Origin of the sequence: Bradyrhizobium manausense, assembly GCF_001440035.1 — a bacterium.
Classification (GTDB): domain Bacteria; phylum Pseudomonadota; class Alphaproteobacteria; order Rhizobiales; family Xanthobacteraceae; genus Bradyrhizobium; species Bradyrhizobium manausense.
Map to the genome: position 1 here is coordinate 172,867 of NZ_LJYG01000111.1, position 11,742 is coordinate 184,608.

The following is an 11,742-nucleotide window of genomic DNA, read 5'->3' on the forward strand; positions in this document are numbered from 1 at the left end:
CCCGCCAGGCTATTTCGCAGACCGTCGATGGTGCTGTCGCCTAGCTTGACGGTTAGATCGATAACGGCTCGGCGATCTTTGACCGCGAGCGAAGCTGCTCGTTATTTCTTCGATTCCTATCTTTATTCGCAGAACGCCTGAAAGCTGCATCAATATGCCGCGACGAGCTGGCATAACCACTTGCTACGCCCTCGTACAGCGGGCGGTCGCTCGCCTCCGGCCGACGATTAGGCCACTTGAAGATCGAGGGCTACTCGCTGCAAATCGATCGGAAGGCCTCATCTTCTCGGGGCCACCGCTTGGCGACCGCGCCGCCCGATTTTACGAGTTTAGCAGATCGAGGATGTATCTGACGGTGAGCTCCGCCGTCGGAATGACGATCTCATCCGAGGCTCCGAATGTTGGCGTGTGCAGATGCGATTCGTTCCCTGGCGCACGGCTGCCGAATATAAAGTAGATTGAGGGCACGCATGCCGAGTAGAAGCCGAAATCGTCGCTGCCCGCCCCCTGTTTCGTTTCGATGAAAGCGCTGCCGCCGGCCACGTCGTGGACGAGTTGCCGGAAGCGCCTTACCATTTCAGCATCGTTGACGACGGCAGGCTCACCTTTGCGTATGATGCACTCGGCTTGACCACGGTGCATTGAAGCGACGCCTTCGGCCACTTCGCGCACGCGTTGGGACAGCAGCGCTCGACGTTCCGAGCTCCGGGTCCTGATGGTCCCCTCCATCGCGACGGATGGGCAGATGATGTTGGTCGCCGTGCCACCATGGATGGTGCCAATCGTGACAATCGCATTGTCGTCGGCCGGCATTTCGCGCGACACTACCTTCTGCACCTCGTTGACGAACGCGCCGGCGATGGCGATTGCGTCGACTCCGTCATGCGGCGACGCGCCATGCGCCATCTTGCCGGTAATCGTGAGCTCAAACTGGTCGGCGGATTGGGTCACCGCGCCCTCATGGGCGCCGAACTTTCCGACCGGAACCCCAGGACTGACATGGAAGCCAACTGCCCGGTCGAAGCCATCCAGAAGCTTTTCCTCCATCACCGTGCGCCCGCAAAGCGGCTCCGCCTCTTCGGCTGGCTGGAAAAACACGCGCACCCGGCCCGCAAAATTGTTGCGCAGTCGGTGGAAGGCGAGCGCAGTGCCGAGCGCGATCGAGGCGTGCATGTCATGACCGCAGGCATGCATGACGCCGTCGACCTGCGAGCGGTAGGGCAGATCCTCGCGCGCCTCCTGGATTGGAAGCGCATCAATGTCGCCGCGCATTGCGATGGACCGCTTCGGGCCGGAGGCGGTGCCATCAATATCAACATAGAGCCCGGTATTGTGAAACGGCTTGCTGCCGTTCAGGCCGAAGCGCTGCAATATGCCGCGGATCCGCTCCTGCGTTTTCCATTCCGCATTAGAGAGCTCAGGCTCGCGGTGTAAGACATGACGAAGCTCGATCACCGCGTCGCGCTCGGCATCTGAGAGAAAGCTATTGCTGGGTGCGCTCACCGACTTGAATCCTTACATCGCGCGCCGTCCACATAATAGAGCCTACGTATCATGCTTCTTGAAGAAGAAGATCAGATAAATTCAATCTGGCGTGCACAAATCGAGCTAATTCATTGAAATCGCGCCGAAGTTCCTCGTGAAATCTCGCTTGGATCGAACACCATGTAAACGGGCATTGCCGAACATGTATAGAGTCGACCAGTTCAGTGCGATCGTGAACCCGCACAAACCTAGCCGGCGATCAACCTGGGAGATGCGCATGTAATTTTCCCCCTTCAAAAACAAGTTCCTCACATTCTTGCAGCTCTCTGCCAGACGTCAGGTCATCGTGGCGAGCTGGGCCAGTGGAGAGTCATTCTCGATCGCGATATGGGTCCGAGATGGCTTTGAGAGATTCTGTAGACGCTCCAGAATGGCTCTTGCCTGCGGCGCGAGCCGCGACCGCCAGCTGCAGGCGCACGAAGAGCCCAGACACTGGATTGCTCATCGGTGTAGGCGCGACCCGTCTGGATGTCCATCACCGGGCGCAGCGCGGTATCGTCCAGCGCCGTGCCGCGCAGCTCGAGCAGGCAGTGCGAAATCGTCTTGGCGTCATCGAGCACGAGCGCCCGCATGAGCGTACGCGCGTGCGACTTCGTTACGGATTGGCAGGCGCACGGCAGGTGCGGCTCGAGCGCGCCGATGTAGCAGCTTCTACGATGCGCCCACGATCCAGCAGCACGGCGTAGGTGTCAAACAGGGCCCCGTCGAAGCGTCGGATGCCCTTTCATGTCGCCGAAGGTGAGCGCATCAAGGTCGGCGGCCTTGTCGCCGCGCGCGAACAGCGATGGGTCCCCCGCTCACGCCACACGTTTACGGTCGCCGCAAGTTCGCGCATGTGCGACTACGACCAGCGCCTCGGCGGGGCCGCGTGGAAAGTGCCGCTCTCCAACGTGACGCTCTTGGTCGAGCAGAAGATCCAACGCAATTGCGCACAAGTTGCATGATATCGCGCGGCGGCCAGTTTGCAGGCGACCAATTCGCTCGTCGTTAGGACGACGACAGCTTCGGTTTGGATCCAAAATCGTACCCAGTCGTCGGCTTCTTGCCAGTCACGCGCCAATGAACCTGGCCGGATGGTTTCGCAGGCCGTATTGCCGATCGTCGAAGTGGATGGAGTGGCTTCAAATCTAGAACCGCAGAAATTCGCCACCAATCAGAAGCTGGCGGACGTCGTCAGAGCTGTCATTTTCGGTAGATGAGTTGCCAACCAAAGGTAGTTCCGCAACGCCTTGCCGTTGTCTTCCACGCCTGTTCGCATGGACGCGTCAGATTGGCCAAACTCAAGTTTAAAGGCCCGCAGACCGGCCTCACGCCCTGGTCCACCCTCTGGCCGAAGGCGCAAGCTATCCGGGAGATCGCCGAGCGCGGTGATGGATGAGCGGGGAGACGTCAGGCCGAAGAAGTCAGCAGCTGCGAAGCTCAGGTTTCGGCGCGAGGCGAACACCAAATCATTAGCGCCTCTGTCGCCCGTTCCAATCAACCCGCTCACATCCTGAAACTCAAGATCAGACACTCATGACCGCTCTTGATATCTTCATACGCTACGCGTCCGTGGCATTTCTGAAGCGAAGTGGATGCCACTCGACAGACGAGATTGACTGGGTACCTTCAATCGCGGCTCTGGAAGCTACCACTGGCCACAGTGTATGGGATAACGCGGAGTTGAATGCCGGATTCTGAAGCCTTCCGGCCCCGTGAAAGAACCATCTCAGACTTCGGAATTAAGTCAGCATCGGTTGGTTCGATTCGCTAGTCTTCAATTTCCTGCTCAACCTTCGTTCCAGGGCCTCGTCGAGTGTTGGCGCTGAGGCAAGAAGCTGCCGTGTGTAGTCTTCTCGCGGTCTTTTCAGGACTTCGGTCGGCAAGCCGGCTTCGATAATGCGCCCTCCGCGCATGACCGACACGCGGTCGGCAATGGCCGCCGCTAGGTGAAGGTCATGCGTAACAAAGATATAGGCTAGTCCACGCGACGCTCGAAGTTCCAGCATCAGCTTGATGATCTCTGCACTCACTGAGACGTCGAGCATGCTGACAGGCTCGTCGGCGATCACCAATTCGGGCTCCAGCACTAGGGCGCCCGCGATGACTGCCCTTTGCCGCTGGCCTCCGGACAGCTCGTTCGGAAAGCGCCGTGCAAATATCTCAGCCGGACGCAGGCCCACCGATGCAAGGGTACCGAGCACTTTCTGAGCCAGTTTCTGCGCGTCACTATTCATCCCGTTGACGATGAGTGGCTCGGCGACATGGTCAAAGATTGTCTGCGAAGGATTGATTGCCGAGAAGGGATCTTGGAAGATCATCTGGACCCGCTTCCGGTAAGCGCGCATCTCGGCGCGAGAGCGCAAGAACGTCACATCCTCGCCGTTCATCAGGATTCGCCCTTGAGTGGGCATCTGAAGCCTCGTGGCGACCCGGGCTAATGTGGATTTGCCGGAGCCAGACTCGCCAACGATCGCGTGGATCTCGCCCCGTTCGACGGAGAGATTGACACGGTCCATTGCACGGATTTCTGCATGCGGCCGCCGAAGAAGCCAGTCCGATAGGCCGCGTGGCACCGGAAAGTGCACGGAGACATCGTGGAATTCAATCAAAGGAGTCATGGGCTTACAGCTCACCCACGAGGTGACAGGCCACGGAGGCGCCGCCGTACCTGCGCAACTGGGGCTGATCGATCCGACAGATGTCACGGGCGTATGGACAGCGCGGAGAGAACGCGCAGCCGCAACGCGGCTCGTCTGGTCGCGGCGGTGCGCCTGGGATCGGTTCGATCCGCCGGAAATCTTGGTCAGTCCTGGGCGTGGCCATCACCAGCGCCTTGGTATAGGGATGGCTCGGGTGGCTCAGCACCTCTTCTACGGCGCCGAACTCGATGATGCGCCCGGCATACATGATGGCCACCTGGTCGCAGGTAATCGCGAGCGCGGCGAGGTTGTGGCTGATCATGATTGTCGTCAGGCCTCGCTCCTGCTGGAGTCGGATCAGCAGGTCGAGGATCTCGCCCTGCACCACGACGTCGAGGGCGGTTGTCGGCTCGTCCGCAATGATGATCTGCGGATCCGCTGCCAGCGCCATCGCGATCATCGCGCGCTGCCGCATTCCACCCGAGAATTGATGCGGATAGGCTGAAGCACGACTGCCGTCGATGCCCACGCTTTCCAGAAGCTCCCGTACACGATCTCGCGCCCGAGCCGGGCTGACAGTCCGATCGCGGCGAACCGCCTCGAGGATCTGGTCGCCCACTGTGATCACCGGGTTGAGAGCGTTCATCGCTCCCTGGAACACGTAGGCCACCCGGCGCCAACGCACCTTGTCGAAGGCCCCTTCATCGAGGTCCAGCACCTCCTCGCCGCAGATCCGCACCGAGCCGCTCGCCAGTTCGAGCGCGGGGTTCAGCAGCCGCATCAGCCCTAGCGCCGCGGTACTCTTGCCGCATCCGGATTCCCCCGCAATGCCAAGCGACTCGCCGCTGCACAGGGCCAGATTGAGATCATCCACGACGGGAGCCGCATGCGGCAAGGCGCGCAGCTTCACCGTGAGGCCGCTGACTTCCAGGAAGGGCGCGGCTTGATCGGTTGTCGCACGCATCAGGTAGTCTTCCTTCTTCGCGCCACCGGGCCGGCGTGGCTCAGCGAATAAAGGGAAACAACCACCAGTACGATCGCGAAACCGGGGGTGACGACGTACCACCAAGCGCCGGCACCGGCGGACCCGGCCTGCTGGGCGTAGAACAGCATCGTTCCCCAAGACGGCTGGAACGGATCGCCCAAACCGACAAAGGACAAGGCGGTTTCGATCCAGATGGCTGCGACAATCGTGAGGATTGTATTGGCGACGATCAGTGAGATGAGGTTCGGCAGGATGTGACGACAGATGATCCGGCCGTGCGAGGCGCCAATCACCCGCGCGCGATCAACGAAGGGACGGCTGCGCAACGACAACGTCTGGCTGCGCACGATGCGCGCCGTCCCGGCCCAGCTGGTGATGCCGATTACGATGACCGTAACCATAAGCGTCGGGCGCAGCCCCATGATGGTCCCTTGGGCGCCCCCCATTTCGATTGCCAGGGGCGCAAGCACTAGGGCCAGAACGAAGGCGGGCAAAACCAGGAAGAAATCTGCAACCCGCATCATCAAGGCATCAGTGGTGCCGCGCGCATAGCCTGCGATCACGCCGAAGGCGGTTCCGAGGGCCATACTGAGCGAGCTGGCAAACAGGGCGACCAGCATGGTGATTCGCGCCGAGTGCACCGTCAGGTTCAGAACGTCGCGCCCAACTTCATCGGTGCCGAGCCAATGAGCTGCCGAAGGAGGCGACATCGGTGCGCCTGTTGCCGTCACGATGTTTTCAAGCGGCCCCACCAACGCAGTGGGGACCAAGGCCGCCACTATCACCGCGCCGAGCACAAGCGCTGCGATGATCCGGCCGAGGCCAAGTTCCATCAGGCAGATCATCGCGACACCCTTGGATCGAGCCGCGCGTAAAGCAAATCCGCTACCAAATTGGCCAAGACGATGGACACTGCAAAGATCAGGAATAAGGCCTGCATCACTGGGTAGTCTCGTGCTCGCATGGCCTCAACCGTCAGAAGTCCAAGACCTGGCCAGGAGAAGACCGTCTCAACGGTGATCGCACCGGCGAGGATGAAGCCGACGTTCAGCGAGATCAGCGTCACTATCGGCAGCCGGGCGTTGGGTGTCACGTGGCGCCGGAGAACGGCGTTGCTGCCGATCCCCTTCGCGCGCGCCGTGGTGACAAAATCCTCCTTGGAGACCTCTACCACCGCAGCGCGCATCAGCAAGACGTACTGCCCGGTCTGCGCGATCGCCAAGGTCGCGATGGGCAGGACGCTGCGCCAAGCGATCCCGAGCCACTGCTGAAAGTTGTTAGTCTGCTCGATATTGGCTAGGCCCGTCACTGGAAACCATGAGAGCCAAGCGGCGAAGACAATCAACAAAAGCATACCCAGCCAGAAAGTCGGCATACCGTAGGCAGCGAGGGCAAGCGAACTGCCGAAGCGGTCCAATATCGATCCTTGCCGCCAACCCGCGCGCGACCCGATCCAGAGACCGACCACCATGGCGATCACTTGCGCGGTGCCAACGAATAGCAGCGTCGGCATCATACGAGGCCCGATCACGCCCAACACGGTCTCGCCGCGGAACTTGAAACTATAGCCGAAGTCGCCGCGCGCGAGTGACAAGATATAGGATAAGAACTGATCGGGAAACAATGGGGCGTCCAGGCCCCAACGGGCCCGGATCTGTGCAAGCAGCTCCGGAGTAATGCCCTGCGCGGCGCCGATCAACATCCGCTCGGGGTCTCCGGGCATTGCCCTGAAGATGAAGAAGCCAAGCGCCGAAATGACAAAGATGGTCAGTATGGCGCTTGCCAGTTTTCGTAAGAGAAACATCCCTGCTGCTTTCTTACTGCTTGACCTTGAGCTTGGTGACGGTCGGATTGGGAAAAATACCCGTCATCAGTGGCGGCACCGGGCTGTCAGGCCATCCAGAAATCCGGTCAGTCCGGTAGGCGTGCAGAGTCGCAGGATAATACAGCGCGATGTAGGGCCCTTCAGTATAAAGCTTGCGCACCATCTTCTCAGCGATCTCTGCACTCTTTTCAACCGAGAGTGTCCGCCGGAGGTCCTCATACATCCGATCATACTTCGGGTCAGACCAGAAGCTCCAGTTCAAGCCGCCGATCTGGCTAGTCTGAAACACGCTCAGCGGGAACGTGGGCTCGGCGGCTTCCCAGAACCAGATAAGCATGTCGTAGTTGCCGCCGCCCTTGGCAGGATCCGCCACATTGGACAACAGGGAGGCTTCGCTCACAACCGTAGTGGTGATTTCCACGCCGACTTGCCGGAACCAGGCTGTCAGGAACTGCGCGATGGCCGGATAGGTAGTTTCGACGTCGGGAATGTACAGACGCAGATGAATGTCGTGGCCTTGCTTGTCCTCAATCAACCCATTGCCGTTGCTGTCAACGTAACCGGCGGCAGCCAGTTTTTTCTTGGCGAGAGCAAGATCGAACGGATGAACAATGTCAGAGATGTCGGGATAGAGCGCGCCATACGCTGGGACCAGCATGCTCGTCGCGGGCGTGCCGTAGCCCTGTAGCACGCGGGCGACAAGTGCCTGCTTGTCGACAGCGTAGCTCAAAGCATCACGGAACGCCGGATCGGCCAGAGCCGGAGTAGATCCGGCACCCTTGCCCGTCGAGGTGTTGAAGCCAAGATACACGGTCCGGTAGCTCTGGAACGGCTTTGCGACGATGTTCGGCACTTCGCCCAACGCCTTCACTTGGTTGATCGGAACATCTGTCATGTAGTCAATTTCGCCGCTGCGCAGGGCCTGCACGGCAGCATCCGGATTGGAAAAGTGAAGAAGGCGCACTTCCTTCAAGAACGGTCCCGGGCCGCGGTAGTAGGGATTGCGTTCCAATGTGACCGACTGGCCCCGTGTCCAGTTAGTCAGCGTAAACGGACCGCTGCCCACTATCGGCGCCGGGTTCTGAAAGTCGGTGACCTTGTCATACCCAATATTCCCCCACACCTTCTGCGGAAGAATCGCGATACGGTTTAGAATGCTTTGGGTCGGATATGCCGTGGCGATCTGGATCGTGTTATCATCAATCGCGGAGATCGATTTCACGACCCCGTCGACGATTGCAGTTGAGTTGAGAGCGACGCCCGCGGCCTTAGAACCCATCAGAAACTTCCAGGACGCCACCACGTCGGCGGCGGTCAGCCGCGAGCCATCAGCCCATTTCAGCTGGGGCTTCAATTTCACAGTCCAGGTGAGCCCGTCGTCGGAGGCAACCCAGCTCTCGGCCAAGGCGGTATTTGTCGGCTTGCCATTCAGGTCCTTGCCGACGAGCGCCTCGTAGAACGTTCCCATAATCTCGCCGGCAATAGCAAACTGATAGATGTGAGGATTCATCGAGTCGGGCTCCTGACGAACGCCGACGCGCAGCACCCCGGAGGCTTCGTCTTGCGCAAATGAAGCGCCCGATAGCAGAGCGGCGGNGGCGCAAGCCGCCAACGCGATTAGCGAGTTTCGGAGATTTGCACTCTTCCGTTCATTGAACATCTTCACGTTCATCCCCTGTGTGATTATTGCGGATATTCACCAGCGACGCGATGCCTGTTCGGGAGCAAATCGCAATCGCCGCTGATCCCCTCAGGCAAGCTAGGTTGAGGTTTCAGCCGGCGATTGAGACCCCGGCAGGACCCTTCGTTCAAACGTTACTCAAATTGTAAAGAATGCGATTGTTCTTATGCAGGATCATGCGGGCCGCTTCGATAGCCTCCTCGAAGGTGAGGCTTCCTCCGATCACGTAATCGGTTAGGGCCTTCGACAGATACCGCTTCCCCCAGCGCCCCGCGAGCCAGAATAGTTCGGGAACGTGATAGTTGTCGCTGGCGAACAGAATCTTGGAAATCGGCACTGCCTCAAGAACTTGCTTGTATCTTGTGTAGAGACTCTGATGGACATGCGGCGTCATGATTGACAGTTCGAAATAGCAATTTGGATACAGATGGCTCAACCAGGCAGCCTTGCCGACCGAGGGATAACCGGCGTGCAACGGAATGATTTTAGGCATCCGCATCATGTTGTCTTTGTCGAAGCGGACGACCTCCTCGAGGTAGAACGGATCTTGATTGCGCAGAATTACCTCAGGCGCCTCCCCATCGCCGGTATGGATCTGCATCGGCATATCTCGCTTGAGACATTCCTCGAGGGCAAGCGTGAACGTGTACCTGCGAAGATCCTTGGTAATATTGAAAGCGGCCTCTCTTTCCATTTTCGAAATCTCTGAGTACGATTTCCTCAATGCTCTCCAAGAGTCAGCAGCAGGCTTGCGATCATAGAGCGGCCGTATCAGGCCGACATACGGCAGGAGGTAGGATTTCATCCCGACGGACCTCTTCCCGTAATTGCCCGTCCCGTCCATATTCTCAATCAGCCGGGCGATGAAGCGCTCTTCGAATTCGTCGAACGAGATATCGAGGTTGAAGAATTCAGCCTGAATTTGCTCTATTCGCGCGATACGATGTGTTCGGCAAGGCAGAATGGCCTGCTCGAAGGCATCGATGGCCGGACCTCCGGCGCTTTCGTTGTAGCCAGTATCGAGCATGATATTTTCGTATTTGACGTCTCGAAACAGACTGTTGATGTAGGACCAGTAATCTCGCCCTTTGTCGTTCCTTGCCTCGATCACTTCATCAAGAACGGGTTCGCAATCGAGAAACTGCGCCAATTCCTTGGTCAAGAACTTGATAAAGATACTCTGCGACAGGTGATACGTCATTCCATCAACTTTCGCTTGGATGTCGTATTTCCTGTTGAGTTCGTACTTGGTGGCTTCGTCTCCGTTTAGCCACCGATGATATACTCCTTCGGGAAAGTATTTGGGAAACGGATACCCTGCCAGCGAGATGCGCTCCAGGAATCTCTTTGTGGAGGTGATGGCGTCGCGATCGGTAACGAGATGACAATGCGTGTCATCGAGGGGCAGCGCATCTACCACCTCAAAAATTTTCGCGAATTCCGGGTCCTGCCGATTGAGGAACATGGGCAGATGTCTCAGCCGACCCGAAACAGCCGGCGAAGCTTTTACGGCGGCCGCCGCGGTCGAGCTCGTTGCACGCGGGACGTTTTCGTTAGTGCCGATCATTGCGTCAACTACGCTTTCTCGTAAGGGATCGAGCGAACGAAAGAGCTGAAGAGGTCGTTGAGCAGTTCGTATCAGGCTTCGTAACACCCCTTTCGCCGGTCACTTTTCGCCCCATGCACCGGCAACAACCTGACTTGCCGTCGCAATGCATCCCGCTCCGAAGTGCGGATGTCATGTCAACTCGCAGTCCAGGTTCTGAGCGCGCTGCTTCTAATAACAACTTCTCACGTTGTATTTTCATCTGTCTTGCAGGTCGCCGGCTGATTTTCTGCAATCGCCCGCCGCTTCTTGCAGAATTTCATCATTAGGTTTGTTAGCGTCGCCTTATCCAGGCCAACTTCAGCTTGCTATGCCCACACTTTAGCAGGACAGATTCGACCGTAGAGCTATTCCGGCGACGCTTAAAATTGGTCGAGTAACCGCATTAGGCATCTAACTCGCGATCCTGTGGGTTGCTTGCAATACAACTCGGCATGAACTGATCGGTGGAGGTTGAGCGACCAAATGCCATGCTTGATGCCAGACAGGAAGGCGACTTCTATCGTCGCGTCGAGGTGATCATTCGGGAGCGGCGACGGTGGACGGGCAAGGAGTCAGATCGTGGCGGAGAGCTTTGAGGAAGGCGCGAGCATCTCCGGGTGGCGCGCAGCAAGCGCATGGGCACAGTGAAGCTCCTGTCGTGGGACGGCAGCAGCATATGGCTAGTGACGAAGTGGTTGCACGGGCGACGCTTCACCTGGCCGCCGATCCGCGACGGCGTTTGCATCTGAGTGCGACGGAGCTCGCGATGCTGGTTAACGTTGCTCAAGTGGACGGGTGTCTCACCCAAGCCTGTGAAGCAGCCGGCCGTTGTCGGCTGAGAGGTGGGGATTTTGCTGGAGCCTGTGGCGCTCGGATGTGTCGTCTAGTCATGACGATTCGCGCCGACGCTCCCCCGACCGATCCGTCAGCTCTGACCGAGATAGTGCCCCCGCTTGACGCCGAGAACGAGAAGCTGCGTGTAGCGATGCAGACGCTCAGCTCTATCGAGGTGATAGCAAGACCGCCCGCCTTGATTTCTATCCGCCGTCGCAACCTGGGTAGCCATTGTCCGAGAGGGCGTTCAAATCATTGCCTTCGGCAAATCGCCGAGCAACTCGTCACTCGGGAGTCTTCCGTAGTGCCCGCCCCTTTCTGTGATGCGCCACCCTCCCTCCGCTCACGCGCTTGATAAGCTTCTGAGAAAAATGTCCAGGTTCGAAACGCGGGTGCTCAAGCTCTTGGTGGGCTCGGCCCAGTCTCGACCGCGGCCGCCATTTGGCAATGCTGAGTTCCGCCATGGGCGCGAACCCATCCGGATAGCCCACCAGAATCTTCAAGACCGTGAGCTGGAAATTCACCCGCCCGACAACTTCATTCTATCGCCTACCGCCACATGCTTGGCGCCTGGCGAAGTGCATCGACGCCAATCTGTTTGAGACGCTCGCGCGTCCTCTCACCACTGCTCGCGGCCTCCAGAATCTTCGAGGCAACATGTGC

The 11,742-nt window shown here is 58.7% G+C and carries 10 protein-coding genes; 2 read left to right on the forward strand and 8 right to left on the reverse strand.

Features of this window, described 5'->3' with window-relative positions; genetic code table 11:
- Window positions 1–321 precede the first annotated feature (321 nt).
- Window positions 322–1,503, reverse strand: a complete 1,182-nt coding sequence (locus AOQ71_RS36345; protein ID WP_057757529.1) for a M20 metallopeptidase family protein — start codon at window positions 1,501–1,503, stop codon at window positions 322–324.
- A gap of 758 nt (window positions 1,504–2,261) precedes the next feature.
- Between AOQ71_RS36345 and AOQ71_RS36350 the strand changes: the two genes are divergently transcribed.
- Complete coding sequence (locus AOQ71_RS36350) at window positions 2,262–2,489, forward strand: hypothetical protein (protein ID WP_057757531.1); 228 nt, start codon at window positions 2,262–2,264, stop codon at window positions 2,487–2,489.
- Window positions 2,490–2,698: 209 nt separating this feature from the next.
- Here the strand turns inward: AOQ71_RS36350 and AOQ71_RS36355 are convergent, their stop codons facing one another.
- The 7 genes from AOQ71_RS36355 to AOQ71_RS36385 all read right to left on the reverse strand — a co-directional run bounded on the left by AOQ71_RS36355 (window position 2,699) and on the right by AOQ71_RS36385 (window position 10,224).
- Entirely contained in the window at window positions 2,699–3,058 is a 360-nt protein-coding gene (locus tag AOQ71_RS36355) for a hypothetical protein (RefSeq protein ID WP_157083784.1), read from the reverse strand.
- A gap of 208 nt (window positions 3,059–3,266) precedes the next feature.
- Window positions 3,267–4,145, reverse strand: coding sequence for an ABC transporter ATP-binding protein (locus tag AOQ71_RS36360; protein WP_083514755.1), 879 nt, complete (start codon window positions 4,143–4,145; stop codon window positions 3,267–3,269).
- Between the two features lie 4 nt (window positions 4,146–4,149).
- Window positions 4,150–5,130, reverse strand: a complete 981-nt coding sequence (locus AOQ71_RS36365) for an ABC transporter ATP-binding protein (protein WP_057757537.1) — start codon at window positions 5,128–5,130, stop codon at window positions 4,150–4,152.
- Window positions 5,130–5,996, reverse strand: a complete 867-nt coding sequence (locus AOQ71_RS36370) for an ABC transporter permease (RefSeq protein ID WP_057757539.1) — start codon at window positions 5,994–5,996, stop codon at window positions 5,130–5,132. The genes AOQ71_RS36365 and AOQ71_RS36370 overlap by 1 nt, the downstream gene beginning before the upstream one ends.
- On the reverse strand, window positions 5,993–6,955 hold the full coding sequence (locus AOQ71_RS36375; protein WP_057757542.1) for an ABC transporter permease: 963 nt from the start codon (window positions 6,953–6,955) through the stop codon (window positions 5,993–5,995). Before AOQ71_RS36375 ends, AOQ71_RS36370 begins: the two co-directional genes overlap by 4 nt.
- Window positions 6,956–6,968: 13 nt before the next feature.
- Window positions 6,969–8,486, reverse strand: a complete 1,518-nt coding sequence (locus AOQ71_RS50480) for an ABC transporter substrate-binding protein (protein ID WP_430648676.1) — start codon at window positions 8,484–8,486, stop codon at window positions 6,969–6,971.
- Between the two features lie 298 nt (window positions 8,487–8,784).
- Window positions 8,785–10,224 (reverse strand): amidohydrolase family protein, encoded by a 1,440-nt coding sequence (locus AOQ71_RS36385; RefSeq protein ID WP_083514756.1) that lies wholly within the window; start codon window positions 10,222–10,224, stop codon window positions 8,785–8,787.
- A gap of 638 nt (window positions 10,225–10,862) precedes the next feature.
- On the opposite strand from AOQ71_RS36385, the gene tnpB reads away from it, so the two are divergent.
- Window positions 10,863–10,994, forward strand: a complete 132-nt coding sequence (gene tnpB / locus AOQ71_RS50485; RefSeq protein WP_157083786.1) for an IS66 family insertion sequence element accessory protein TnpB — start codon at window positions 10,863–10,865, stop codon at window positions 10,992–10,994.
- The last annotated feature ends 748 nt before the right edge of the window (window positions 10,995–11,742 follow it).